This is a genomic window from Acinetobacter sp. G18 (assembly GCF_052660225.1).
This window is the reverse complement of the sequence record NZ_CP109658.1, coordinates 1604274-1630285: the sequence shown is the minus strand read 5'-3', so window position 1 is coordinate 1630285 and position 26012 is coordinate 1604274. Positions and strand designations below refer to the sequence as shown.

The window sequence follows — 26012 nt, the reverse complement described above, 5'->3', positions numbered from 1 at the left end:
ACTCATAACAAACATACACTTACCAACTCACCATCTGCTTACTTTAAGTGAATAGTGAGTTGGTAAATAATTAATAGGTCACTGTAACAACTATGCTATCTGAATAGTTACCAGGCGTACTTGAAATAGCTGTTCCTTGTGGAATTATTCCGTATACATTTGAAATTTGACTAGTGCCAGATCCTGTCTTTGACACTCCACCGGAACCACCCACCGTTGTTGTACCACCTGTAGCATCCCACACTGTGCCATAAGCAGAATCTTTGTATAACTGATAAGGGATATATTGACTGCTTCCATTAGTCATACGTCTAAATCCACCGCTTATACGATTATTACCGTCCCCCAAATAAATGCTATAAGGTGTTCCATTGTTGCAAGTTGCATTAATCGCACCTTGAGCCGTGTAATCACGACTAGTTATACCAATATCACTAATATTGCCAAAATCGACATTTGATGTGGAATCTAACTGACAGAAACTTGGTACTACATAATTAGCCGTGATAGTCGTATTACCTGAGTCCCAGCCACCGCCACTATCACCTTCGCATACAGTGCTTGAACTTGCTTGCATATCCCAATAAAGCTGAACTCTACCCGTGTATGTTCCTTTAGGATAGGCAACTAGCGTCCCCGATCGAGCTGGTACTTTTATATTAACTGAGTAGCTAACTATATTATTTGTAGCGATTGTTTTCACCGGCCCATACCAAACATTTGACGTTTGATTGGTCGTAGTCGAACCTGCCCCGCCTACTGTTGCCGTAACTGTATAGGGTAATGTCACACTACTATTCGCGGTAGTAGCCCCTGTAAATACTGTCTTCATACACATATAGGGGGATATTTCTGGAGTAGTCTTCCCACCAATACAACTAATCGTTCCCGAGAAATTAATAGTTGCATCGTTATTAATATTTGCCGCCGTATAATTATAAGTACTATTTGTGGTTCCAGTTACCGTACAGGCAGCATGTGCTGAACTAAAAAAAGCATAAAGCACAAATAACAATAAACTAACTAAAACATACTTTAAAGTAGATGAAAACTTTTTGGCTAGCATGTAGGAACTATGACTTACAATACTTATTGACATACATAAGGCCCCAATTTTTTAGCACTGTATTGCTGACTTTCGTAAGTGAAATTAACTTGACATGAACCATGATCAAGAAGGTCTATTTCAAGTTTATTTTGCTTTAATAGGTTTGGAACGAAGACCTCACCATCATAGCCCACTACGGCATCTTGTTGCCCATTAATTCGAACGCTATAACCCGGTAATAATGGCGAGTTATTTTTATCTACAACTTTGACTAATCCTGAAACAACTCGATGAGCACCAAAGTCAACTAAAGTTCCTTGACGATAGCCCACAAGTGCTGTTCGATTAGTCGTTGTCACATCCCATTCCAGTGGTAAATAAGATGGGTCTAGATAGATATGATGAGATTGATACGGTCTTAAATTCGCAATTAAGAATCTTCCTGATTTATCTGTCTCTCCTAAATTTACTCCACCATTTAAAATTTGGCTTTGCGGTCCGGCATTGGTGACAACAGCATAACCATCTCCAATTTCATTGGCCGCAAATATACGGCCTGCTGCTGCAACTAAAGATCCTGTCGCTGAAAGTGCAACTTGGTCATTATCTCCAATTCGGTTATAGCGACCTGCCAGGTACGCAGCCCGTGCGCGATAAGAGCCATAGACCGATGCATTGTTAGCATGTGCATCTTGATCCCGTTCAACATAACCCCCCCATCCAAATGAACCAATTTGCGGATCTGTAAATCCATTGATTTCTTGTCTGTAGGTTGTTTTACCACTGTCATTAGATATACTTGTAATTGCATTGACTCTGGTAGATGGCGTATAGCGCAGCGCAAAGTAAATGCCATAGTCCTTATGGTTCTCATAATCCTTATATGCAGAACTATAAAAACCCCAGTTCTTGTTCAAACTTCCGCTTAAGTTGGCAGACAGTAACTTATACGAGTTATCACTGTATTTGATCTGGTTATAGCCGACATAAACACCATAACCTGTATAAAAGTTATAGTTAATCCCTGCCCTAATAATCTCGTCTGCCAGCGCGCTGTAGTTTAAATAGTTTTGTGATTCAGCATTAAACTGATTTTCTTTTAAATATCGAATTTGAGAAACACGGGCTAAGTCAAAGTAGTTATCAAATACTTTGCGGTAGCTGGTGTTAAATGAAATATTCTTGCTAATTCGCCCTTCTAAACCAACCAGAGCCGAATAGCCATTTTCATCTTTATACTGACTTGCAGCAATGTCGGCATTAATCACCCCAACACCAAACAGGTTCTTGGCAAAGCCTGTTCCAACGTTGGAAAGACCATCTGTGGAAGCTTCTGCACCACCACTTAAAGTCAGTGAGTTGCTATAACCATAACGAATTGCACCAGAGGCAAAAGTGGCATCATCATAATCATTTGAGTACAGTCCGTAGTTATAACGCGGAACCCCAACATCGACTGAAAACTCATTTATACCTTTTGCCAAAATCTTCGATGAAAAGTAATAAGATTTTTTAGTAATGGTTTGCTGACCTGTTGCATCGGTGGTGACCAGTGTAACTTCATTTCCTGAAATAAACGGGAGCTGCTTAACATCAAATGGACCTGAAGGAACAAGGCCTGAATAAATCTTTTGCTGGTTAACGTATAAGTCCAGTGTAGAAGGCAGCGCCGCTGAACCGGAAAACTGTGGCAGCGCCGAAGTAACAATATCCCCACGTTGGGTATAGGCACTCGACCACTGCAAACCGGCAAGACGTACACTACTGCCCCAGTCAGAACTATTGGAAATAAAGTCACCTAGGGTATATATCCTAACTTTTTCAGGATCTACATATTGCCACTTGCTCTCTAAGCGCACCCACTTCTCATGGCTATAACTATTTTCATTATTACCGTTGTATAAAACACCTGATGAAAAATTACCAAGCGCGCTGTTAAAAATCCCTTCTGCCGAACCTGAGAAAATATTCTCATCATTGGTAATGGTGTGATACATGCTGTAATTCAGAATTGCAGCATTTAAAGGTTTCATTTTTAGTAAGTTGGTGTTTGTAGTCGGTTGACCAGTTAAGTCAACAGAATAATCACTCAACATACTCGCAGGAACCTGTAAGTTTAGAGACTGCTCATTTTCCAGATACTTAAACTGGATTCCTTTCAATTCATTAATACATACCCATTGGCTGTCAGGGATATGTTCATCCATTTTCAGTCTTAAGGCTTTTAGGTCATGGACCCGTATATATAATTTTCTATCTTGGTCTTGATGTACCGATATTAAGTCGGTAGAAGTATTAGAATTGATAGAAATATTTAAAAATAGTTGTATATAGCCTTTATCAGAACCAGAGGTCTGAAAAGCGGAGTTTGTAACTTCCGGAATATTAGGCAAAGCGGCATTAGTGTTGTCTTGTAATGATTCAGCAAAAGCATGAATCGGCAAGTACATAACACACAAAGCACTTACGAGATATTTCATATGTGCCTCTTTAAAGAGATGCCGGCTTACCGTTAATATTCAATGAAATATTATATTTATGATCAGCTTGGAATTTAAAATCCGGGCTAATATTAAAATTTCTTGATTTTCCTGAAAGAATATAACCATTTACGGTATTTACTTTAATCGGATAACTTTTATTTGAAGTAGTATCCACAAGTGTTAAATTATTTAAAAGCGCATGGCGATTGCCAACATTACTAATAGTAAGATAAGCGTTGTTTTGTTCTTTCTGTATTGACCAACTCAGCTTAGTAATCGCATCTTTATTCACTACAAATACAGGTAATGATGAGCGAAGTAATACATTTACACCTTGCGATGCTTTACGACTATCGATAGGTTTTGGTAATTCATCAAGAATAATACGATAAGTTTTTTCACCAGAAATTGGTTCTGGCTTAATACGGACTACACGCAAATTATAAGAATCATTCGGTTTTAATTTTAAGAAAGGTGGACTAATTGCAATATCATCTGTTGGAATTAATTGATCTTGTCCAGCATTCTGAGTCCATTCAAATATACGTATTTGTAAGTCAGCACTTTCGTTCGACTGATTATATAAACTAATTGAGGATGCAGATTGATCACTCAATATTTCAACATTCACAGGAGAAAGACGTATTGAGGCAGCATTTAACACACTAGGCAAAAATAACAATAAAATTGTAGCAACAAAGATATTTTTTTTCATAACTTGCCCAGAATTACTTTTCTCAAATTAAGCTAGAGCTAGCTCTTACAAAAGAGCTAGCGACAACAATGAACAGAACTGATTTAAAATTAATAAGTCACAGTCACAGTTACTGTATCAACATAGCTACCAGCGCTTGGTAAAACTGAACCAGCAGGGATACGGCCATATACGTTCACTGTTTGTACTGAACCAGTGCCATTCCCACTGTAGGCAGCCGTTGCAATAGCGATTGCTGTTGCACGGTTAGTATCAGAGAAAAGGTTATAAGGGATATATTCGTTACTTGTTGCCCCACCAATCATACGGCGTTGAGTAGTCTGAGCATTTTTACCCGCGTCAAACGCCAAAGTCCATGGCACAGTGTTGTTACAAAGGACTTTAATTGCAGTACCACCTGTAGTAGTCGTGTCTGCATCTACATTGCTCGCAAGAGAACTTAAAGTACCGAAGTCTAAGATTGCATTTGCAGTTGTGCCTGTAGCTGAAGTATTAAGTACACAGCTATTCGTAATAGTGGCTTTAACAGTTAATGTACCAGTAGCCGTTGCAGCATTTGCAGCGGTGATAGACATTAAACCCATAGCAATTGCAGATAAACCGATGAGAGATTTTTTCATGATTGAAAACCTTTTTACATTACGCCAATAAGAATTAATAGATGTAAAAACTAGCCTTCCCCAATCCAATCACTAGCTTCTTTGACTGTTTTTTCAAAGCGTCTTTTTTTTTACTCTACTGTGCGCGCATCATACAAAAAAACAACAAAAATATAGCTATTCATTTCATTTTAAATATCTATTAACAAGTTAAATTTCGATGGATTTCTCAATTATGAGTATTTATATGGTATATACCACTTTTTAAAGAAATTTCCGGTAATTTTATTCAATTTTTTTATTAGTTTTATTAAAAAATCATAAAATTTCATTAGTTAAATTTTACCATCATTTTTTATATTTTATTATTTTCAGAACTAAATTCACAATAAGTGATTAAAAAATAAGCATTTTTTTAATTCTATATATTTTAAATGAATAAGAAATTAAAATTTAATGAATAAGAATTCTAAGAGTTTAGAATATGCTTTGATTGATTTCCTTAACTTTAGAACAAGATAAAATTATTGATAAAGAAAGACATACTTGCTTAAGTATTCCTAAATACCAAATGAAAAATGAACCCCAACACCCCACCTACCATCGCAAAGCTAAGCTGAACATAAGCCTTTCCGTACCAAGCCAACTTATTAAATGGATAATTTTCACTATATGCATCAATGATCAAAATATTTTTTATGTCCCAAGTATGAAATCCTTTAGGTCTTACAGCAAAAAAATCAAGAATAGGTGTGAAGCCTAAAATAAATAAAATACCTAATAAGGGATAGACAATACTTCCTGGAAAAATAGGTTTCTTTTTTCTTTCCATAGCATCAAAAATGATAGCAACTGCAACTAGACAAGATTCAACTAAAGCAACTTTTTTAAAAGTTTCAAAATCATAACCTAGATAAAACATTAAAACTAATAAAAATACATCAGTAAAAAAAACAGAAATTGTTAATAATTTCCAGCTCATTCCAATTCCCTACTTAATTTTTAGAGTGCTATATAGTTGTAATAAGATCGGTCTAAAATACTATATCAATCTACAAATATTACCAAAAATCAAATCTAAAAAATATCAGATCAACAAGTCAAAATTTACACTTACGATCAAATTACAAGCAAACAAGGCTCTAAGAGCCTAGCTAAATATTTAAGAAAACAGCAATAAACATAAAAAAATAATTTTTTATAACATTAAAGCTCGGGTTAACAAAATTTATTTCTGTAATTATTCAAATATTTAAAATCAATAAACGCTCATATTAAAAGTATAATATATAAATATTAATAGACTTATTCCTAATCTAAAACTTAATAATATCTAAAATATCCAAATTTTAAAAAATGAGTAAATAGTGCTCTGGGCATATAAGAATATTAAACTTTTTAATCTTAAGCATCATCGACTACTTTTGAGCTCCACCTCATTGAAACTAACAATTCCATACTTGTAGTTTAAGTTGCTTCTTGGCAAGGTATCTACCAGTAAAACATTAGGAATTTGTTCACATATGGCGAGTCCAGCACAAATTATTCGACATAAATTTCTCAATACATTTTTTTCACGCCATTCTCTCTGGTTCTTATGTATTTTTACTGCACTTAGTATCACTTGGTTCAGAACTGTATATACCCCACATAGTATCTATTATTTTATTTCTGATACTTTACTCAACGGATTATGGGTGCTTACAGGTGTATTGAGTCTATTAGGCTTATATGACGTATTACAGAATAGGCACTCTATCTTAAGAAATTACCCGATCATGGGCCATTTTCGTTTTCTATTTGAAGACATACGTCCTGAAATTCGCCAATATTTCATTGAAGCCGATCAAGATGCACTACCCTTCTCGCGCATGCAAAGAAGTTTAGTTTATCAACGTGCTAAAAATGAAAATGCAGACAAACCTTTTGGTTCAATTATTAACGTATATCAAGAAGATTACCGATTTATTGTTCATTCAATTAGCCCATGTCCACCGGCAGACCCAAAGAGCTTTCGGATTCAAATTGGTAATAGCCAATGCCTTCAACCTTATAGCGCTTCTATTATGAATATTTCTGCGATGAGTTTCGGTAGTTTAAGCGCAAATGCAATACGCGCATTAAACAAAGGAGCACAATTAGGCGGGTTTTATCACGATACAGGTGAAGGTAGCCTCAGTCCTTATCATTTAGAAAATGGTGGTGATATTGTTTGGCAAATTGCCAGTGGCTATTTTGGTTGCCGTACTTTAGATGGAAAATTTGACGAGCAAAAATTTGCTAAACAATCTCAACTACCACAAATCAAGATGATTGAGTTAAAGCTTTCACAAGGTGCTAAACCTGGGCATGGCGGCATTTTACCTAAGCATAAAATTACTGCTGAAATTGCCGAAATTCGTGGTGTCTCACGGGATCACGATTGTATTTCTCCTGCAAAACATTCAAGTTTTTCTACACCAATTGAAATGATGCAGTTCTTACAGAAGTTACGCACATTATCTGGCGGAAAACCTGTTGGTTTTAAACTGTGTATTGGGCAACCTTGGCAGTTTATGAGTATTGTGAAAGCAATGCTTGAAACGAAAATTGTTCCTGATTTTATTGTAGTAGATGGTTCTGAAGGTGGAACTGGCGCAGCGCCAATTGAGTTTAGTGATTATATTGGAACACCGTTACGTGAAGGCCTACGTTTTGTACATAATACACTTGTAGGTGCAGGGTTAAGAGACCAAGTTAAAATTGGTGCAAGTGGTAAAATTATTAGTGCATTTGATATTGCTAGCACATTTGCATTAGGTGCAGATTGGGTCAATTCAGCACGAGGATTCATGTTCGCAGTTGGATGTATTCAAGCTCAAAGTTGCCATACGAATCAGTGCCCTGTAGGTGTAGCAACCCAAGATAAAGATCGCCAAAAAGCCTTACATGTTCCCACTAAAGCAGAACGTGTATTTAATTTTCATAAAAATACATTACATGCTTTATCTGAAATGATTGCTGCTGCTGGCTTACGCCATCCTTCGGATATTAAAGCCCATCATTTGGCACAACGTGTAAATGACCGTGAAATTAAGAATTATGCTCAATTGCACTTTTTCTTAAAAGATGGAGAGCTTTTACAATCTGAACTTAATAATGATGGTGATAATTTTTATTACCGAATGTGGAATATGGCTGATGCCAATCATTTTTAATTTATATTAACTTGATAATTTGAGCATCATAGTTAAGTGTGATGCTCTTTTCTATTTTAAACTTATATGTGATTTCTACTTAAATTAGTTTCTTATTTTAGTTTGTATTTAATGTATTTTTCACCTACTATTAAAGTATAAATAATATACATGCTTTAATTTTATTAAATAAATATCCTCAAATTGTTATAACAAGAAGGTGTATTCTCATGTTAAAGAAAACATTCATTTCATCTTTTGTCGCATTGGCTGTAGGGTTAAGTAGCTATGCAGTTGCTTGTACACGTGCAGTTTATTTAGGCAATAATCAACATGTTATTACTGCCCGTTCGATGGACTGGAAGGTTGATACGGGTACGAATTTATGGATTTTGCCAAGTGGTGTTGCCCGCGATGGAAGTGCAGGATCTAAATCAATAAAATGGACTTCTAAGTATGGCAGCGTTATTGCAACCGGTTACGAAGTCTCTACGACTGATGGAATGAATGAAGCTGGTTTAGTTGCAAATGTCTTATGGCTAGTTGAATCTCAATATCCTGACGTAAAAAAATCAAATAAACCACTGTTAAGTATTGCCGCTTGGGCACAATATGTTCTTGATAATTTCGCAACCGTAGATGAGGCTGTGAAAGCGCTTGAGAAAGAACCTTATACAATTGTGACTGATAGTGTTCCAGGTGAAACGAGATTAACGACACTACATTTATCTATTTCAGATAAAACGGGTGATAGCGCAATTATTGAATACATTGGTGGCAAGCAAGTTATTCACCACAGCCGAAGTTATCAAATCATGACTAACTCACCTACTTTTGATAAACAATTGGCATTGGCAGAATATTGGAAACAAATTGGTGGTACCGTTATGCTTCCTGGTACAAACCGAGCTTCTGACCGTTTTGCTCGCGCTTCATTCTATATCAATGCAATTCCTAAAAATGATGATATGAAACAAGCACAGGCTTCTGTATTTAGCGTGATTCGTAATGCATCGGTTCCATACGGTTTAAACACACAAGAAGAGCCTAATATTTCATCGACTCGCTGGAGAACTGTTGCAGACCATAAACAGATGCTTTATTTTTTTGAGTCAGCCTTATCACCAAATGTATTTTGGGTTGACTTAAAGAAAATAAATTTTAAAGACGGTAAAACGCGAAGACTTGATCTTGGACCTGAGCAGAGCCATATCTATGCAGGTGACGCGACATCTGAATTTAAAGTTACGAAACCATTTGCTTTTTTAAGTCCAAAAACTCTTTAATGAGGGGTAAAATTTATCATCTTTAAGATAAATAATATTAAACGTGCTTTCTTGGAATTACATTATGAAAAAAGCCCTATTTTTATTAGGTACTTGTTTACTTACAGCAGCTTGTAGCACAACCTCGTATAAGTCTAATACCACGACAGCAACATCTGAGCTAAAAACAGCTGGTCAGCTTAATTGCTTACCCACAGAACTTTGTCCAAGCTTACTGGTTAAATGGAATGAAAAACAGAAAAATCAAGTTCGTGTAGACGTTCATTTAAGTAGTAGTTACAACTTCTATGATATTAATTCGTTAGTATTTGATATTGATGGAAAGCAGTTTAGTTATAAACCAGCTCAAGCTACTGAGAAAACGAATGTTAGTCGACTTGTTCCTAAGCACTCGACGACATACTTTATTATTCCAAGTCAATTCTTACAAGAATTTAAAAATGCTCAAAACATTAATGTTCTAGTTAAAACTGACAAAGGTATTATTGAACGCAATATGTATTCTCCGCAGAAACAATCTTCGGTCTATAAAAACTTCGTTGAGCTTTATAAGAGTTTAAAATAATCATCTGATTTAATTAACTGATGCACTCAACCTATTGACTAGATTGAGTGCATTACTTTTTTAATAATAAAAATGCTTTGGCTTTGCATGTAAAAAGGCTGGAATCAAACCTGTTAAAGCTGCACGTATATCTGCACGCTCATTAATTAATTGATGAGACCCCTCTTCAAGCATTAATAAGGTTTGAAGCCTAAACTTACGGCGAATAAACTCAATGTTATAACGCCAATCTACTGTTTGATCTAATGCACCTTGCGCCAACCAGACAGGAATACGACAAGCAGGTCGTTCTTCCATTTCCTGCATCCATTTCGACATTGCCAAAATCCAGTCCATACCCATCATGCGTGGCTGCAATGGGTCTTTTAAACGAATAAAACGTAAAAATTCAGGATTATGATTATTACGTCTAAAGTGTCTTGGTACTTGGCGTTTAATGCGGCGAATAATGCCAAGTCCCACTGGATTATGCCACCATGCTGTTTTAGCTGGTCGAATTAAAGGTGAAAGCAATAAAACTCTATCAACAATTGGATCTTGGCGTTTTTCTGCATACTCAAGCAAATGGTGCATCCAAATTGCACCACCCGTACTTTGACCTATCCCTACCCAAGGCTTAGGTAACTGATCTGCATGTTTAACATATCGATAAACAGCCATCAGAACTTGTTGGTAATGATCAAAATTTTGAATACTTGCTGGTGAACCATTACTTAAACCATGGCCAGGTAAGTCATAGGTAATTACACTAAAACCTTGTTCAAGTATTTCACGAATAATAGGCTGATATATTCCACTATGTTCAAGATAACCATGTAATAAACAGACCGTTCCTTGTACTTTGTCTAATTTAGGTTTAAAAACTTGAACATGTAGACGGAATAAAGGCATTTGGACATAGCCTTGCCAGTGATCACAGTCGAGTAAATGTAACCCGTATAATTTGCGATATGCTAAAAGTTCACGAGAAGGTTCTTCTAATGTATTTAAATTAAGAGGGCTTAAAACTTGCGGAGTGAGATCACGGTTAGGCACCGGTAAATCTAGTTGTTTTAATACGGCAGGATTGAGAAATGGAATCTCAGACATTAAGGCACCTCTCGACAATCACTTGAACCAAATAGCATGTCACGAATTGTCGCAAGTAATTCATAATTTGCACGACGACTATGATCGTAGTTTTGTACACTCGGTTGCCAACGTGTAAGTGATGTTGGCATTGGAGCAATAACAGGAATCGTTTCAATACCATTCAAAGCAAATAAGCGACGTGTACGCGGCATATGATATTCATCTGTGACTAACATTACCGTAGGAGCACCACCTTTCTTTTGAAGCAGTAACGAACTAAAACGAGTATTTTCACAAGTATTCATACTTTTTTGTTCTAATAACTTTGCATCGACCCCACGCTTTTTTAGCCATGCCTGCATATAAGGTGCCTCAACACCACTCAACACAATCGGTAGGTCATTTTGTTGCTCAACTTCTAACGTTTTTTCCAGTCTTAAACGTGTATAACTATTAACTACAATGTCTTTGCCATTTTTATCTAAAGTTAAACCACCACCTAACACCACAATTGCATAAGGTTCTGATAGTTTTTTTGGTTGAGGTTGAAGTGGATTTTTACTGACATCTTCAACTTTCTGCTCAGGTTCGCTTACCGCTTTTTGATGCTCGGGTACTACAGGTTTTCTTGTCAAAAACTCTGTGTATTGTTCTGTAAGCGCTTTATTTTCTGAGCTGTTAATAAAAAGTGCTTCATCAATAGGACCACTTGTTTCATCAGCTGCATCTATTTCTGAGTTTTTAGCAACTAAAGGAACACTTACAGCTGAAGTTTCTTGCTCTTCTTCCATTTCTTGTTCTTTTTCTTCTAAAAGAATAATTTGCTGCAAAGCTTTATAGTTTTCTTGTATGTAGCCCAAATCTGCTGCTTTTTTCTCACGTAAAGCATCTTCGGTCAACTTTAAATAAGCTTGACGAGCAATCCATAAATTTGAACCTGGCTCTAAGTTATCATGTTCACTTAAGGCAGCTTTTCTCTGGCTTTCCGCAGCCACTTCATTCACATCCACAGGTACAAAATAGTTAAGCCCAGCTACAATAAGTTTTGAATAAAATGGTGAATATAAAAAAACTACGAAACAGCCTAATAGTACAAATAGCACAGTGACTACTTGTACAAAACGTACCATTAAATGTACTTTTGGCATAAAACTATTCCGTATGATTTTCAATTAAACCTAAACTGTTATAAAGCACAGGTTCTGGTTCTAACATAACATGGAAATGCTGATCAACATCATGCTGTACAGCCTGATAAGTTTTCTTCACATCAGCAAGAGATGCATTGGCATAATTCACCAAAACCAATGCTTGTTTGTGAAACATACCCACCACACCCAACTGCTTACCTTTCCAACCTGCTTGATCAATTAACCAACCAGCTGCAATTTTAACGTTACCGTTAGCTTGAGGATAATGTGGAATTGTTGAAAATTGTGTGATTAAACGTTCAAACTCATGCGCATTTACTATTGGGTTTTTAAAGAAACTTCCTACATTTGGATATTCTTTAGGATCAGGAAGTTTACTTTGTCGAATGTTAATAACCTGATTTTGTAAATTTTCAGCAGTTAGATTGTCTCCAACTGCCTGCTTTAAATCACCATAATTTAACTTTAAATGAGGCTGCTTAGGTAATTTAAAGGTGACATGCGTAATGATGTAGCGTGTCGGATCATCTTTAAAAATGCTATGTCTATAAGAAAAATGACAGTCTGCTGCTAAAATTGATTTGATCTCTTTAAATTGCCGGTCATAGACTTGCACTGACTCAATGAACTCACCAACTTCAACGCCATAAGCACCAATGTTCTGTACTGGTGAAGCACCAACTAATCCAGGAATAAGTGCTAAATTTTGCAATCCATACCAGTTCTGCTTAGTACTATATAAAACAAAATCGTGCCAAACCTGCCCTGCACCTACTTTAACTTGAACAAAATCCTGATTTTCAGATAAAACTTCTATACCTTGAATATCAAGATGTATAACTAGCGCATTAATTTGCTGCGGCAACAACATATTACTACCGCCAGACAAAACAAGTACGTTTAACTCATGCTGTTTAGCAAAATCCAAAGCAGCTTTAATATCTTCGATAGAGGTGATTTTAGTGTAATGGGATGCTGTCACATCTAAACTTAAAGTGTTGAATGGCTTAAGCTGTACTTGATTTTGAATTTGCATTGTATTGAAAAACCTATTTCTAAACATTCAACTGTTTTTTTAAGATATTAACCCACGCTAAAGTACTTGATTCACATTGGTCAAGTACACGCTCAAAGCCTTCCTGCCCACCATAATAAGGATCAGGTAAAGCTTGTTTTAGATATTGCGGATCATGCTCACTCATTAATGCAATTTTTGCTCGAATTTGATGACTACCAAATTGAAATATAGCGTTTTGTAGCAAATCATGAATATCTTCAAAATTTTGATGATCCATTGCCAAAATCAAATCAAAATCTAAAAAATCTCGAGTTGAAAGTTGTCTAGCACGTAAAGACGACAAATCATAGCCTCTTTTTTTAGCATGCATTTGGCTACGCTGATCAGGTGCTTTATTGGGATGATAATTACTCGTTCCAGCCGAATCGACGATTACATTGAGTTGATGCTTATCACAATAATGTCTGAAAACCACTTCAGCGGTGGGTGAGCGGCAAATATTTCCTAAACAGACACATAAAACCTTATATTGTGTTTCCATTAGAAATTAGTTCCAAACATTTGAATTACATAAAAATAAACAGATTGCTTGCAAAGTTACTGCAAAATTCCCACAAGCTACAAATCTGGTCAAGTCTTTCTTGACCGTAATGGCCTGTTGCATTTTGTCAAAACTCAGTTGGGTTGAAAAGGAAAATAATGTTTATCAATAGATTAAAAGTTGATAAATCAGGCGATAAAGTCACTAAACTTTTATTTTGAATTTAATTAGAGATAGCAATCATATTTTGAATAAAATCATGTTCAATTATAAAAGCCCTACTCATAGGGCTTTAGATAAATCATTTTGCTGAAGTCATTAACTCAATCATTTCCTTCGTTGGCCTTAAGCTCCCTAATTGCCACTGCTCAGGTGGATATTCATCAATACGAATCCAAACATGTTCCCGAAAAGCAGGATTACCTTTACCTTCTATTTCTACAAATAAGTCTGTTATGCGTTTAAAAAGTTCGGCCTTACTGTCTTTATCGAGTAAACCTTCTATAGTTTGTATATTTATAAATGGCATAATGCTACCTGAATTAACTCTAGGTCTAAATTAAAGACTCATCCTAATTGGAGCCTCCTCTAATGTCAAATCAATTTATTCCAGAACATAAATTTCCCGTAGACGTCTGTGGGATATTCAAAATTACAGAAATATTGAACGACAGATGGACGATCTTATTATTAAGAGAAGCTTTCTATGGGGTAACGAAATTTAATGATTTTTTAGAAAATACAGGTATATCAAAGCAAGTTTTAACCGATCGTCTCAAACATCTTGTCCAATTAGAAATATTCGAACTATCAATTTATAAAGAAGTTGGCGTACGAGAGCGTAAAGAGTATTTACTCACTAAAAAAGGCAAAAGCCTAAATATCGTTCTACTCGCAATGCTTGAGTCAGGTGGTAATTTTATTGAAGAAGGTAAAGATGTAGTCAAAGTTTTTGATAAAAGTACCGATGAAGAACTGAAATTAAAACTTGTTGATTCATCTAATCAAGTTATAGATTTGAAGAATTTGGAACTTAAACTCATCCATTCTAAAAAATAAATTTCTACATCTTAAGTTCAGTGATGCAAGTTCGGAAAGCTATCATATTAAAAATAAAAAAAGCCTACTCTTTCAAGTAGGCTTCCCCTTATGACTTTTGCGCTGATCATTAAGGTTTATTGTTGTTTAAAGCAACCCCATGATCTTACAGAAATACTTAAAAATAAAAAAGACCTTTCGAGTTTGCTAAATCATACCCTTGTAAGACTATTCAACCACCTATAAGAGCACTTATCTTTACGATTTTATTTATAAATTAAAACTAAAAGATAAGCTCTTCTGTAGTGTTTACCTTAGCAAAAGCATTCCTAAAAATCTGGCTGTGATGATCAATTATATATTGGGCACTTAAATGTATTGAATCAAATGTAGTGTGTGCATCGGAGGCTACCATTACTTTATATCCAGCCTCTGAGGCAGCTCTAATAGTCGTGTCTATACAATATTCAGTTTTCATTCCAGTTACTATAATTTGTTCAATATCAAGTCTCTCTAACAGTTCTTTTAACTCCGTATTCTTAAAGCTACTCGGATAAGTTTTCTCAATAACAAAATCTTTATCTGAATTAAAAGATAAGTCTGCTATTAGTTGAGTATTCGGACTATCTGGATCTAAGGGTGTATTTTTGTCGCCCACATGACGGACAAAAATAATGGGTCTGTTATTCAATCGGTGATGTTCTATCAGCTTAAGAATATTTGAAAGTATGAGTTGATGGTTACAAGGTTTCGACTCTGCATTGAATAGGCCATTTTGCATATCAATAACAAGTAAAGCTGATTTTGAGTTATGACTTTTCTCCATAATCTTTCTCTGTAAAATACCAATAATGTGCAGAGAAAAATAAACCCAGCCATTATTGGCTGGGTTGGGGTATCTTATTAAGTCGCTCTAATAAAAAATCACACGCAGCCTTTTCTGAAGGTCGTGGTGGTTGTATTGATTTTTTTTAGTAAACAGTTCATGAATTAAACTTGCTCATCATTAAAGCGCAAATAAACATAGCATAGTTGTTCCTCAAAAAACAAAGCTTATTTACTTAATTGAATGTAAGTACTCATAGGCCCCTTTTTCATTACTCTCCAGCTTAATAACTGCATCCGTTTCGTCATTTAGTGTCAAATTAAATATTATCCCATTCTCATAAGAAATTTGATGGCCCATTCGAAACTCAGAATCAAGTGATTCAAAAATAATAAATTTTCCCTCGCTATTTGAAGCGATATAGTAAGTATTGTTCCGATGAACATATCTAATTGTATACATCAACATGAAAATCCCATCTCAAATCAATTATGCTTTTTCTTAAAAATAAAAAGACCCATTTTCACTTTTCATTAAAAAGTCCTAATGGAAAAGACGCTTAAACCTAAAATAAGAAACAGTTATTTGATCATATTTCCTACTTAGTAACGTCTATACAACCTCAACACGAATTAAGATAAATAATTATTTAATTCAAACTATTAAAAAATGAACTCCTCCCTTTTACTTTCTAAAATCAATTATTTGGTTTTTCCAACTTATACTATTAAATTAATATTACAGAAATACTTAACAATAAAAAACCCCACCATTAGTCGATAGTTAGCAGGGTACATGGTAAAAAATTTGCTTTTAGCAGGTTATTTCAATTCAGAATTTTATATAATTTTTTAAAAAATTTATTTATTTTTAAATAACTTATCAGTCGTATTTCTATCAATTTTACTACGATGTCCATTTTCAAAGTATCGATCGACATGACATAGTTTTGCTTTGGTATCACAGAACACACCATTTGAGAGTGTAAATGCTGAAGTATCAAAATCGCCTTGAGAGAAAGCCTTATTCGCTTTATAAGGACCTAAGTATTTAGTTGTAAGTTTTTTTGAGATCCCTTTTTTGTCTGCGCATATGTATTTGTCACAAATTACACCCTTTTGAGGTGAAAATACACCAGAGTTGTTTTTTGCCATCGCTACTGAGCTAAACATGAAGCAACTACATCCAATGATACTAAGTAAAGTTTTAGAAATTTTCATTTTTAGAACCGAATAAAATTATTAATTGTTAAGGCATTATATAAATTAGAAGCTTGCCAGAAAACCTCTACCAGCCTATAAATAACAAAAAGTCCACCATTCAATGCCTTTTTAAATAACTTATGCATCATCTGCATAACCATCTCGATCCCGAACAGATAACAATAGTGTTTATGTCATCTAACGCCCAACATAATTGCCCCAGAACTACTTTATTTTAAGGTGTCTTATGCTAAGTTATTTAAAGATTGAATCTTATAGAACCATTCAACAATAATGTTCAAGAATAAGGAAATAACGTATATGAGCCATTTTCAGTTTCAAACCGTTCCAAATATCATCTCTGGCTTAGGTTCTATACAAGAATTACAAAATGTTTTGTCTTCAAAAGCTTATTGTAAGTTATTGCTAGTCACCGATGCTGGCATGATCAAAAATCAATTACATCTACCCATTCTTCAAATTTTAGATACGCTCAATATTGAATATGACATTTATGCAGATGTTCAGGCTGACCCACCAGAACAAGTGGTCTTAGATGCAGCCAATTATGCAAAGCAGCAAAATGTAGATGCCATTATTGGCTTTGGTGGTGGTAGTTCTTTAGATGTTGCAAAAGTAATCGCTTTACTCGCCCACCCCGACCAGACTCAAAGTTTGCAAGACATGTATGGCGTAAACCAAGTCACCACAGCTCGCCTTCCACTTATTTTAATTCCGACCACAGCTGGTACAGGTTCAGAAGTAACACCTATTTCAATTGTGACTACTGGCGAGACAACCAAAATGGGGATTGTCTCTCCAGTACTGTACGCCGACACTGCGATTCTTGATGCTACTTTTACTCAAAACCTTCCAGCGCATATTACTGCTGCAACAGGTATTGATGCGATGGTACATGCCATTGAGGCATATACCTCTAAGCACAAGAAGAATATATACACCGATATTTTAGCTAAAAATGCTTTGAAGCTACTAAACCATAACTTACCGAAAGTTCTTAAAGATGGTAATGATTTAGAAGCACGTCAAAACATGCTGTTCGGTTCAATGCTGGCAGGTCAAGCGTTTGCTAATTCACCTGTTGCGGCTGTACATGCTTTAGCTTATCCACTGGGTGGGCATTTTCATTTATCGCATGGACATACCAATGCCTTAGTTCTGGTTGAAGTTTTAAAATTTAATGCGCCGAATGCAAAAAAATACTATGCAGAGCTTATGCAATGGCTAGATCCATATAGTAATGGTAGCACCGATGGGTTATGTGATCTGTTTATTGACCATATGCAGAACCATTTAGACCGTAGTGGCTTGACCTTAAAACTTAGAGATTTGGGTATTGATGAGTCGAGTTTACCTCGACTTGCTCAAGATGCCATGGTGCAAACCCGCTTACTACAAAACAACCCACGTGACATGACAGAAGCCGCTGCTTTAGCAATTTATCAGGCGATTCATTAATGACTAAACCCGTTTTAAAAAACCGAGATCAATTTAAGTTCTTTTTAGACATTCAAACACGTTGGGCAGATAATGATATTTACGGTCATGTGAATAATGTGACTTACTATAGCTACTTTGATACAGCAGCCAATGCTTTACTCATTCAAAAAACAGGTTTTGATATTCATGAAGCGAAATCAATTGGTTTAGTGGTTGATTCAGCATGTAGCTTTTTTCAAGAGTTATCATTTCCCGAGATTATTCAAGTAGGTGTTGCGATTGGCAAAATCGGTACGACTTCCCTACGCTATGAGTTGGCAATCTTTAAACAAGGTCAAGAGCAAGCCTCAGCTCAAGGACATTTTGTGCATGTGTTTGTAGATCGTGAAACGCGTAAGACTGTACCTATTTCTGAGTCAGTTCGTGAAGCTTTAAAAAGTTATTTATTATAAAAAATGGGGCAAAAAGAAAATGATCTGTTCTTTTTGCCCACCTAAAATTACATCATTGCAGGGTCACTAAAAGAGTCTTCACCCGTTTCGACCCGACCAGCAAAACGTCGATAATAATATGGATCACTTTGACTAGTTACTTCAAAATCATACCAATGCCCTACATCAGCCAAAGCCCAATGTTGTTTAACAACCTGTCCCGCTTTTACGGTAAGTTGTAACGGCGCATCTTGTCGATATGCACAAGGTTTTACCGTCAATATTGCATCCTTGGTTCCTTCATTCATAAGTTCGACATAAACATCACCATTGGCAATGTCATAACAGACGCGAATTTCAGGTTTAACGCCACTATCAACAATACGTTGAATATCCCCTTTGAAATTACGATGGTAGCCATTTGGACCGAGTACCCATAAGTCGTAACGGCCCAAGTTATCTTTTAAAGCATCCCATTCATCATCTAAAGTTTTATTTGGCTCGACAATATAACGCTTAGGAATACGGTCTAAGTTGAGCTTGTCATAAACATGAAAAACCGCAGCTTGCGTACCTGTATTAGAGAATATTAATTGTACCTTACCGTCCGCTTTACAGCGCGCACTGGTATGCAATTCGTAAGGTAGCGCACGCGACAAACGTATGCCACTTTGCTGAATCGGTAACTTAATATCCGTAGGTACAGGAACAGCTGGCAAAGCTTCTTGATTTTCTCTTAATGCATCTGCCTGCAAGCGTGTCTGTTTACCGTTGAGCTGAGGTAAAACATCCGCATTTGGTGTTTTAAAGTTAAATGCACTGGTCAAATCACCACACACTGCACGGCGGTACGCACTAATATTCGGCTCTTTTACACCGAAACGTTTTTCTAAAAACATGAGCACGGACGTATGGTCATACACTTGCGAGTTTACCCAGCCACCACGACTCCATGGGGAAATCACATATAAAGGAACACGCGGGCCTGGACCATAAACACGACCATCAGGTATAGGCTGAGAATGGCTTCCTTCAGGCGCAGCATGATCAAAATATTCATCCTGCATATCGGCACTGCTTAATGTCGATTTGCCAGCATACTGACCATTTGCAAGTCGTGATGGCGCAGATGGTGACGGTACATGGTCAAAGTAACCATCATTTTCATCGAAGTTAATAAGCAGTGCTGTTTTACTCCATACTTCTGGCACAGCAGTTAATGCATCAATAATTTCTTGAATAAACCAAGCCCCTTGAACTGGGCTTGAAGGATCTGGATGTTCACAGTAAATTGATGGCGCGTTAATCCAAGAGACTTGCGGTAATTTACCCTCACGAATGTCTCTTTTAAAAGCGTCAAGGTATTCTTCGGGTTTATTGCCTGGTAAGGTATTTGCAATGCCTTTATAGAGTGGATTTTTGGCATTATCCGTTGCAGCATCATAGGCTTTATACGGTAGTTTTTGGCCCGTATCGGCATACGGTTTATTCGGTTCGCCACCACTTGCAACTGGGTAGCCAGAAGCAATGTTTGCCTTTCTAAAGGAACGAAATGCACCAAGCATATTATCGCCCCATTCATCCGGCATATTTTGATAACAAATCCAGCTTACCCCTGCTTCTTCTAATCTTTCGGCATAGGTCTTCCATGTATAACCGCGATCTGCCGTAGCGGGGTTACCATCAATCCAGTCCCATTCGTTATTTACAAATGAACGCTTGGTCGGTGTTGCCCCATTAGTTCCAGTTAAATGAAAAGATCGGTTCGCATCTGTTCCGGTGTGCATAGAACAATGGTAGGCATCACAAATCGTAAAGGCATTGGCAAGCGCAAACTGATATGGAATTTCTTTTTCTTTAAAGTAGCCCATGGATATATCAGTCTTATGAGTTGGCCAGTTCGCCATACGCCCATTATCCCATGCCAACTGACTATCGTTCCATGTATGCGGTGTGCCATCTGCACGCTGTGCATTATTGGCTGTACCGTCTAAATGAAAAGGCGTTAAAACTTGCCCATTGCGTCTAAGCTGTTCCCAAACCTTACGACCATTTGGCAAGGGAATTGTAAAGCGGTCAGCAAAACCTCGAACACCTTTTAACGTACCAAAGTAATGATCAAAAGATCGGTTTTCCTGCATTAAAATAATAACGTGTTCAATATCTTGAATAGTACCCGTTTTATTATTTGCAGGAATTGCTAAAGCTTTTTGAATACTAGATGGAAAAGCTGCCAATGCCGCAGCACCAAAACCCATATTTATAGAGTAATTTAAAAATTTACGACGTGTAATCATGATCAGGTTCTTTTTATTATTTAAGTTTAAGGAGCACAGCGCATTACAGGCTTTTTACCTGTCTCTGGTGTATTTGAATTATCATTTGATGAGTCGTTACAACCACTCAGCAGAATGGCGCCGATCAATAAAAAATAAGAATATTTAAAGGAAGGTGTTCCTGCGCATTGCCTTTTCATGACGATATATAGTCCATTTAAAATCTAAAATGGCTAACATAGAAAAGTACAATGACAGTGGCGTGACTTGAATATTTCAATCCAGTGAAAAATATGAAAACTCTATTATTTCCACATTTCTCACAAGGTTAAAATTTATGTAAATTTAAGGCTTTAATTGAATATTTTGGAGTTCGCCATCAAAAGTATCAATCAGGCTTTTTATAACGGGTTGTTGCTGTAATAGCTCTGTCGCTCTATGGAAAGCTTTTTCTTTACGAATGCTTTGCATGACATAAGGTGTAGATGTATTAACTGCACCATACTCAACCGTAAATTGTGTATTTGGCCATTGTTGTTTTAAAGCATCAATGAGGCCTTGTTGTAATTGGGTCAACATATTTTCATATTCTTGAGGAATATGGAAAATCGTATTGCCTCCAATTTCTCCAGTCATTACACCATGTTGAGCAAGTTCTTGAACGGCTGGAGAAAGCTGGCTGTTTCTAAACCAGTATTCCCATTTTTCAAGTGTCCACTCACCTTCTAAGACTTGAGCAGAAAGCTTCAAAATATCCTGAGGCATCAACTGCCCGTTATCAGTTGCGCTAGATTCTTCTACAGCTGTAGCAGTTTCAAGAACCACTTCGGGTTGCACCAATGGTTGCTGCTCAATAATAGGTTCAGAAACCAAGTCATGAGTTAAAGGCGCATCCTGACCAAGAGAAAATTCAGCAGCGCTAGATTCTTCAAATAAACCTTGCGGCTCAGCCGTAAAAGTTGGCTCAGGTTCAATTTGTTTGGCCTGAGTTTCAGCCTGAACTTGTACTGCCTTTTGTTCTGGCACGGGAATGAAATCTTCTTCCAGAACACTAATTGTTTCTTGAACAACTGCTGACTCAAGCCCAATTAGCTCATGATGATTTGGATCAAATACCATTAAATCCTGATTAGGTTCAGGTTCAGGTTCAGGTTCAGGTTCAGGTTCAGGTTCAGGTTCAGGTTCAGGTTCAGGTTCAGGTTCAGGTTCAGGTTCAGGTTCAGGTTCAGGTTCAGGTTCAGGTTCAGGTTCAGGTTCAGGTTCAGGTTCAGGTTCAGGTTCAACCATAGCGGGTTGATTAATAACTTCAACCAGCTGAATAGTACTTACAGGTGGAATCTCTTGAACTGTTTGCTGAGCTTGTTGATTTAGCCCTACTACTGCTTGCTCATTTTGTTGAACAGGCTCTGATACTAAAACTTCATTTGGCGCTAAAGGACGGAATGCCAATAAGCGTAAAATACACATTTCAAAACCTTGCTCTTGCGTTACGGCAAGTTGCAAGTCTGAACGACCTTTACATGCAATTTGGTAATAAAGCTGCAAATCTTGAGCAGAAATCAGCTTAGACAGTTGCATGATTTTGCGATTGATTTCATCGCTATATTTCAAACTCAAATCAGGTAGATATTGTAAAATTGCCAATTCATGCAATGTCGAAATCAACTGATCAAGCACCAGTGAAACATCTAAAGCTTGATGTCTAAATTGCAATAAAAGCTGACTAACTTTCTCACGTTGGTTTTGATGAACCGCTAAAATCAAATCATAAATGATCGTACGGTCAATCAAGCCAAGCATTTCTTTAACATCTTGGTGATGTACCGCACCCTGTCCATAAGCAATGGCTTGGTCAGTTAAAGATAACGCATCACGCAGTGAACCTTGAGCAGATTCAGCAATTTGCCAAATTGCATCTTGATCAGCAGTAATTTGCTCTTTTTCAAGAATAGCACCAAGGTGCTTGGTAATTTCATCGACGGCTAAAGGTCGTAGAGTAAATTGCAAACAACGTGAAATAACCGTAATCGGTAACTTTTGTGGGTCAGTCGTAGCAAATAGAAATTTAACGTGTTCTGGTGGTTCTTCTAGTGTTTTTAATAACGCATTAAAAGAATGCGTCGATAACATATGTACTTCGTCAATCAGGTAAACTTTAAAACGACCTTGCGTTGGCGCATAAGGAACGTTGTCTAAAAGTTCACGCGTATCCTCTACTTTTGTTCTTGAAGCAGCATCGATTTCAATCAGGTCAATAAAACGACCTTCGTTTACCGCCTTACACGTTGCACAGACTTCACATGGCGTAGAAGTCACACCTGTTTCACAGTTCAAACACTTGGCTAAAATACGTGCGATTGTAGTTTTACCTACACCACGCGTTCCTGTAAATAAATAAGCATGGTGAAGACGACCGCGTTCCAATGCACTACTTAATGCACGAGAAACATGGTTTTGCCCCACTAACTCATTGAAATTACGTGGACGATATTTTCTAGCAAGTACTTGATACATGTATGCTCCTTGTTACAGGCATAAGCATACTTTGTTTTTAAAAGAGTGTGAACGCATAAAGCTCATATCCGTACAGATAAACTGCGAACCACACTCTTTTTCAAAGCCAGAAGCGTTTATCTGTCTACGGATGATCATGATGAAGCTGTTGATCAGTTACGCCTTCATCCATGGTTTGAACCAGCCCGACACCATCCTTAATTTCAGCCGAATAATTTCCTTTCTCGGTAAAAATCTGCATGATCGTATAATGGTCTTTTTGACTTTGAGTAATAGTAAAGAAATCCTGATTTGGATCGCCTTGGTCAAATTTTCCAGTCCATCGAACAATATCTTGATCAACAGGTTCGATCTCTACAATTTCTCCTGTGCGATTAATGCCATATTCCAACATTTGAAACTTAACAGTGTCACCCACTTTTTTAAGTTCAATCACATTTGGATCATATTTAATCACCATACCTTTCGCATTTTTAAGTAACGGAAAATTAACATTAGAAGGAAGCTGATCTTTTTCTATTTCATTAAAAAAAATCTGTTGCCTAGACAATTTTTCCTTTTCTGAGGCGCTCAAATTCAGCATATTTTGTCGAGCAAATTCATTCTGACGATCTGCGACTTTTGTCCCAGACTCTTGCCGACTTTCTAAAGACGATGTTAAAGCAGAAGAGCTTTGCTGTGAAAAAGCAAACCAGATTAAAACTGCTAACGCCACACAAGCGATAGCAGTTCCTATTAACAATTTATTTTTCTTCATTATTTACAGCTAAAATAGAGATTAGTTATATAGAGAAATTTTCTGCGCATTCAGGTTAATGACACTGACAGCATCAATTTTTCCTTCTACACCTAAACGTACACCATATTTAGGGTTATACAGATACGGGCTAGAGTAAAAATTAATATTATTACCTCCCATTGCTGTACTTCCTAACGGATGGGCAAAGCCTGAGCCAATATTGGTTGAACCATTATGGTACAGGCCAAGATTGTGCCCAACTTCATGACGCATGGCGGCAAAAGAACAACCTGCAATATCATTTGCGCCAATCATGTTATATGCAGAAGCATTGATCCAAGCCCAACCACAGCCACCATCGCCCGGCTCATTACCTTGATAATAAACACCGTCTGCCAATACACGTTTACGCTCATTTTGTACCGTCGTGTCATCTCGTCCAGTCGAGATTGCTTCTTTTAAAGTGGTAGCAGGGATTTTATAAGTTAAATAGCCCACATCTCTTAAGTAAAAACGCGCATTTGAATTTTCAGCGGTTAAGTTTGTTAGATTTACGCCTTCAATCATTCTAAGTTTTGCAGCGCTCTCTCCTAAAATTGCATTTACTTCTGGACTAGAAACTAACAACATATCAATTGTATAACTATCTACTGTCCAGCCTTGAGCGGTGTAAATAAAACGGCGATTTTCACCATTTTTAATTGCAGTAGACAAACCATTAGCCGCATTAATCAAAGTATCTGCCGATGCATTCGACACAATAACTACCTTATCCCCGACTTGAGCTTGAGCGGGTAGTTGCAAGGCGGGCTGCCAATTTGATGTAGACAATTTTACCTTTAAAGTGGGCTGAGTCATATTCGGTAAAGTTGCTGGGATTGTTGCCGATGAATCAATCACCTTTGTAGGTGAAGAGATCAGCTGCCAATATCCTTTGTCACTTACATACATAAACTCATATTGATCGCCTGTTTTAAGCGTTAAAGTCGCTTGGCTATTAACATTGGTATTATTAATTTTTGCAGACCAAGTCGCTGTAGACTTGATAATAATTCTATCTCGATCACTTGCAGTGGTAGGCAAAGTGAAATTGGAAACCCAATTTCCATCTCCAAATGAAACTTCCGTTAGCGGGCTACTTACCGCGGCTATAGATGTTCCGATTTGCTGAACATTTAGCTTCTGAGGTTTTATATATTCTGGAACCCATTTTCCTAAAGCAGAATAATATTTAAACCAATATTCAGAGCCATTTTTTAATGAAAAACTGCTCGGGAAAAGTAAGTTGGTTTTATCAATATCCGAATTTGTACTTGCTGTTGAAACAATTTGTACGGTTGTTCCATCACGTACATCACTCGGTAATGCAATGGTTTGTGCCCATTTGTCATTTTGAATAAGTACTTTTTGCATGGATGCAGTGGTTAATGGAACGACTTCATAAGTCGCACCATTGGTAGGACTCACTGTTGCTAACTGAGCGATCCATTTATTTTGACTGCTATTGAAGATAAATTGATAAACATCTCCATTATTTATCTTCAATACTTCTAACGGAATATTGGTATTAGAAGTATCTAAATAACTACTATAGGCGGCACTAGAACGAACTGTAATCTTGTCCGAATTATTAGCACTTGCCGGTAAAGAGAGATTTTTGACCCAATTCCCATTTGCTAAAGAAAATTCTAAATCTGAATAACCAGATGGAATTGATCCACTATTATTATTCTGATTTGGTGAAAGTACAGTTGCGGCATATACAAGTGAAGACGCAACAATTGCTCCAATAATGAGTGATGTTTTTAATTTAAAATTCACAGCAGCCTCTTTTATTTGTTTTTAGATTTTCGAATAGCAGGTTAACAAACC

General features: G+C 36.7%; 23 protein-coding genes. 6 read left to right on the top strand and 17 right to left on the bottom strand.

The window, feature by feature from the left end; all coding sequences use genetic code 11:
• Nucleotides 1–70: 70 nt before the first annotated feature.
• The 5 genes from NE363_RS07780 to NE363_RS07760 form a co-directional block, all read right to left on the bottom strand.
• Nucleotides 71–1099 (bottom strand): Csu type fimbrial protein, encoded by a 1029-nt coding sequence (locus NE363_RS07780; RefSeq protein ID WP_445536199.1) that lies wholly within the window; start codon nucleotides 1097–1099, stop codon nucleotides 71–73.
• Nucleotides 1090–3498 (bottom strand): fimbria/pilus outer membrane usher protein, encoded by a 2409-nt coding sequence (locus NE363_RS07775; RefSeq protein ID WP_445536366.1) that lies wholly within the window; start codon nucleotides 3496–3498, stop codon nucleotides 1090–1092. Before NE363_RS07775 ends, NE363_RS07780 begins: the two co-directional genes overlap by 10 nt.
• A gap of 40 nt (nucleotides 3499–3538) precedes the next feature.
• Nucleotides 3539–4246: a fimbrial biogenesis chaperone gene (locus NE363_RS07770; protein ID WP_347914314.1), complete on the bottom strand. Its 708-nt coding sequence runs from the start codon at nucleotides 4244–4246 to the stop codon at nucleotides 3539–3541.
• 89 nt (nucleotides 4247–4335) lie between these two features.
• Nucleotides 4336–4866: a Csu type fimbrial protein gene (locus tag NE363_RS07765; RefSeq protein ID WP_068933623.1), complete on the bottom strand. Its 531-nt coding sequence runs from the start codon at nucleotides 4864–4866 to the stop codon at nucleotides 4336–4338.
• A gap of 529 nt (nucleotides 4867–5395) precedes the next feature.
• Nucleotides 5396–5827: a hypothetical protein gene (locus tag NE363_RS07760; protein WP_077163370.1), complete on the bottom strand. Its 432-nt coding sequence runs from the start codon at nucleotides 5825–5827 to the stop codon at nucleotides 5396–5398.
• Nucleotides 5828–6368: 541 nt separating this feature from the next.
• On the opposite strand from NE363_RS07760, the gene NE363_RS07755 reads away from it, so the two are divergent.
• From NE363_RS07755 to NE363_RS07745, 3 genes are all read left to right on the top strand, one after another.
• Nucleotides 6369–8042: an FMN-binding glutamate synthase family protein gene (locus tag NE363_RS07755; protein WP_019458696.1), complete on the top strand. Its 1674-nt coding sequence runs from the start codon at nucleotides 6369–6371 to the stop codon at nucleotides 8040–8042.
• Between the two features lie 209 nt (nucleotides 8043–8251).
• On the top strand, nucleotides 8252–9307 hold the full coding sequence (locus NE363_RS07750) for a linear amide C-N hydrolase (RefSeq protein ID WP_004701100.1): 1056 nt from the start codon (nucleotides 8252–8254) through the stop codon (nucleotides 9305–9307).
• A gap of 61 nt (nucleotides 9308–9368) precedes the next feature.
• Nucleotides 9369–9872 (top strand): hypothetical protein, encoded by a 504-nt coding sequence (locus NE363_RS07745; protein WP_445536365.1) that lies wholly within the window; start codon nucleotides 9369–9371, stop codon nucleotides 9870–9872.
• Nucleotides 9873–9932: 60 nt separating this feature from the next.
• Here the strand turns inward: NE363_RS07745 and NE363_RS07740 are convergent, their stop codons facing one another.
• From NE363_RS07740 to NE363_RS07720, 5 genes are all read right to left on the bottom strand, one after another.
• Nucleotides 9933–10961, bottom strand: coding sequence for an alpha/beta hydrolase (locus NE363_RS07740; protein WP_004701095.1), 1029 nt, complete (start codon nucleotides 10959–10961; stop codon nucleotides 9933–9935).
• On the bottom strand, nucleotides 10961–12091 hold the full coding sequence (locus NE363_RS07735) for a YdcF family protein (RefSeq protein WP_445536198.1): 1131 nt from the start codon (nucleotides 12089–12091) through the stop codon (nucleotides 10961–10963). The genes NE363_RS07740 and NE363_RS07735 overlap by 1 nt, the downstream gene beginning before the upstream one ends.
• A 4-nt stretch (nucleotides 12092–12095) precedes the next feature.
• Nucleotides 12096–13130: a UDP-N-acetylmuramate dehydrogenase gene (murB, locus tag NE363_RS07730; RefSeq protein WP_077169254.1), complete on the bottom strand. Its 1035-nt coding sequence runs from the start codon at nucleotides 13128–13130 to the stop codon at nucleotides 12096–12098.
• Between the two features lie 19 nt (nucleotides 13131–13149).
• Complete coding sequence (locus NE363_RS07725; protein WP_347914312.1) at nucleotides 13150–13653, bottom strand: low molecular weight protein-tyrosine-phosphatase; 504 nt, start codon at nucleotides 13651–13653, stop codon at nucleotides 13150–13152.
• Nucleotides 13654–13954: 301 nt separating this feature from the next.
• The gene (locus NE363_RS07720) at nucleotides 13955–14182 is read right to left on the bottom strand and encodes a tautomerase family protein (RefSeq protein WP_004701091.1); all 228 of its coding nucleotides are present in this window, start codon (nucleotides 14180–14182) and stop codon (nucleotides 13955–13957) included.
• Nucleotides 14183–14244: 62 nt separating this feature from the next.
• Between NE363_RS07720 and NE363_RS07715 the strand changes: the two genes are divergently transcribed.
• A complete protein-coding gene (locus tag NE363_RS07715; RefSeq protein ID WP_191010050.1) occupies nucleotides 14245–14712 on the top strand; it encodes a winged helix-turn-helix transcriptional regulator in 468 nt (155 codons plus the stop codon).
• Nucleotides 14713–14974: 262 nt separating this feature from the next.
• On the opposite strand, the gene NE363_RS07710 is transcribed toward NE363_RS07715, so the two are convergent.
• From NE363_RS07710 to NE363_RS07700, 3 genes are all read right to left on the bottom strand, one after another.
• Nucleotides 14975–15517, bottom strand: a complete 543-nt coding sequence (locus NE363_RS07710) for a cysteine hydrolase family protein (protein WP_445536197.1) — start codon at nucleotides 15515–15517, stop codon at nucleotides 14975–14977.
• 231 nt (nucleotides 15518–15748) lie between these two features.
• The gene (locus NE363_RS07705) at nucleotides 15749–15979 is read right to left on the bottom strand and encodes a hypothetical protein (protein WP_031944961.1); all 231 of its coding nucleotides are present in this window, start codon (nucleotides 15977–15979) and stop codon (nucleotides 15749–15751) included.
• A 398-nt stretch (nucleotides 15980–16377) separates the two neighbouring features.
• Nucleotides 16378–16737, bottom strand: a complete 360-nt coding sequence (locus NE363_RS07700) for a YcgJ family protein (protein ID WP_445536196.1) — start codon at nucleotides 16735–16737, stop codon at nucleotides 16378–16380.
• Nucleotides 16738–17040: 303 nt separating this feature from the next.
• Here NE363_RS07700 and NE363_RS07695 point away from each other — a divergent pair, with 303 nt between their 5' ends.
• Both NE363_RS07695 and NE363_RS07690 read left to right on the top strand, forming a co-directional pair.
• On the top strand, nucleotides 17041–18198 hold the full coding sequence (locus NE363_RS07695; RefSeq protein ID WP_445536195.1) for an iron-containing alcohol dehydrogenase: 1158 nt from the start codon (nucleotides 17041–17043) through the stop codon (nucleotides 18196–18198).
• Nucleotides 18198–18632, top strand: coding sequence for an acyl-CoA thioesterase (locus NE363_RS07690; RefSeq protein WP_100290844.1), 435 nt, complete (start codon nucleotides 18198–18200; stop codon nucleotides 18630–18632). The genes NE363_RS07695 and NE363_RS07690 overlap by 1 nt, the downstream gene beginning before the upstream one ends.
• 47 nt (nucleotides 18633–18679) lie before the next feature.
• Here NE363_RS07690 and NE363_RS07685 read toward each other — a convergent pair whose 3' ends face one another.
• The 4 genes from NE363_RS07685 to cpaA all read right to left on the bottom strand — a co-directional run bounded on the left by NE363_RS07685 (nucleotide 18680) and on the right by cpaA (nucleotide 25961).
• Nucleotides 18680–20908, bottom strand: coding sequence for a phosphocholine-specific phospholipase C (locus NE363_RS07685; RefSeq protein ID WP_445536194.1), 2229 nt, complete (start codon nucleotides 20906–20908; stop codon nucleotides 18680–18682).
• Between the two features lie 324 nt (nucleotides 20909–21232).
• Nucleotides 21233–23401: a DNA polymerase III subunit gamma/tau gene (gene dnaX / locus NE363_RS07680; RefSeq protein WP_445536193.1), complete on the bottom strand. Its 2169-nt coding sequence runs from the start codon at nucleotides 23399–23401 to the stop codon at nucleotides 21233–21235.
• Nucleotides 23402–23525: 124 nt separating this feature from the next.
• Nucleotides 23526–24158 carry a metalloprotease secretion chaperone CpaB gene (gene cpaB, locus NE363_RS07675; RefSeq protein ID WP_445536192.1) on the bottom strand — a complete coding sequence of 211 codons (633 nt, stop codon included), beginning with the start codon at nucleotides 24156–24158 and terminating at the stop codon, nucleotides 23526–23528.
• A 21-nt stretch (nucleotides 24159–24179) separates the two neighbouring features.
• A complete protein-coding gene (gene cpaA / locus NE363_RS07670) occupies nucleotides 24180–25961 on the bottom strand; it encodes a metalloendopeptidase CpaA (protein WP_445536191.1) in 1782 nt (593 codons plus the stop codon).
• Nucleotides 25962–26012: the final 51 nt, after the last annotated feature.

Excerpts from the sequence above, each read along its gene's own strand:
- murB (WP_077169254.1), bottom strand. The coding sequence starts at position 13,130 with ATGCAAATTCAAAATCAAGTACAGCTTAAGCCATTCAACACTTTAAGT.
- NE363_RS07760 (WP_077163370.1), bottom strand. The coding sequence starts at position 5,827 with ATGAGCTGGAAATTATTAACAATTTCTGTTTTTTTTACTGATGTATTT.
- NE363_RS07715 (WP_191010050.1), top strand. The coding sequence starts at position 14,245 with ATGTCAAATCAATTTATTCCAGAACATAAATTTCCCGTAGACGTCTGT.
- NE363_RS07740 (WP_004701095.1), bottom strand. The coding sequence starts at position 10,961 with ATGTCTGAGATTCCATTTCTCAATCCTGCCGTATTAAAACAACTAGAT.
- NE363_RS07750 (WP_004701100.1), top strand. The coding sequence starts at position 8,252 with ATGTTAAAGAAAACATTCATTTCATCTTTTGTCGCATTGGCTGTAGGG.
- NE363_RS07695 (WP_445536195.1), top strand. The coding sequence starts at position 17,041 with ATGAGCCATTTTCAGTTTCAAACCGTTCCAAATATCATCTCTGGCTTA.
- NE363_RS07725 (WP_347914312.1), bottom strand. The coding sequence starts at position 13,653 with ATGGAAACACAATATAAGGTTTTATGTGTCTGTTTAGGAAATATTTGC.
- cpaB (WP_445536192.1), bottom strand. The coding sequence starts at position 24,158 with ATGAAGAAAAATAAATTGTTAATAGGAACTGCTATCGCTTGTGTGGCG.
- NE363_RS07780 (WP_445536199.1), bottom strand. The coding sequence starts at position 1,099 with ATGTCAATAAGTATTGTAAGTCATAGTTCCTACATGCTAGCCAAAAAG.
- NE363_RS07720 (WP_004701091.1), bottom strand. The coding sequence starts at position 14,182 with ATGCCATTTATAAATATACAAACTATAGAAGGTTTACTCGATAAAGAC.
- NE363_RS07735 (WP_445536198.1), bottom strand. The coding sequence starts at position 12,091 with ATGCCAAAAGTACATTTAATGGTACGTTTTGTACAAGTAGTCACTGTG.
- NE363_RS07710 (WP_445536197.1), bottom strand. The coding sequence starts at position 15,517 with ATGGAGAAAAGTCATAACTCAAAATCAGCTTTACTTGTTATTGATATG.
- NE363_RS07700 (WP_445536196.1), bottom strand. The coding sequence starts at position 16,737 with ATGAAAATTTCTAAAACTTTACTTAGTATCATTGGATGTAGTTGCTTC.
- NE363_RS07770 (WP_347914314.1), bottom strand. The coding sequence starts at position 4,246 with ATGAAAAAAAATATCTTTGTTGCTACAATTTTATTGTTATTTTTGCCT.
- NE363_RS07705 (WP_031944961.1), bottom strand. The coding sequence starts at position 15,979 with ATGTATACAATTAGATATGTTCATCGGAACAATACTTACTATATCGCT.
- NE363_RS07765 (WP_068933623.1), bottom strand. The coding sequence starts at position 4,866 with ATGAAAAAATCTCTCATCGGTTTATCTGCAATTGCTATGGGTTTAATG.
- NE363_RS07775 (WP_445536366.1), bottom strand. The coding sequence starts at position 3,498 with ATGTACTTGCCGATTCATGCTTTTGCTGAATCATTACAAGACAACACT.
- NE363_RS07685 (WP_445536194.1), bottom strand. The coding sequence starts at position 20,908 with ATGATTACACGTCGTAAATTTTTAAATTACTCTATAAATATGGGTTTT.
- NE363_RS07755 (WP_019458696.1), top strand. The coding sequence starts at position 6,369 with ATGGCGAGTCCAGCACAAATTATTCGACATAAATTTCTCAATACATTT.
- dnaX (WP_445536193.1), bottom strand. The coding sequence starts at position 23,401 with ATGTATCAAGTACTTGCTAGAAAATATCGTCCACGTAATTTCAATGAG.
- NE363_RS07690 (WP_100290844.1), top strand. The coding sequence starts at position 18,198 with ATGACTAAACCCGTTTTAAAAAACCGAGATCAATTTAAGTTCTTTTTA.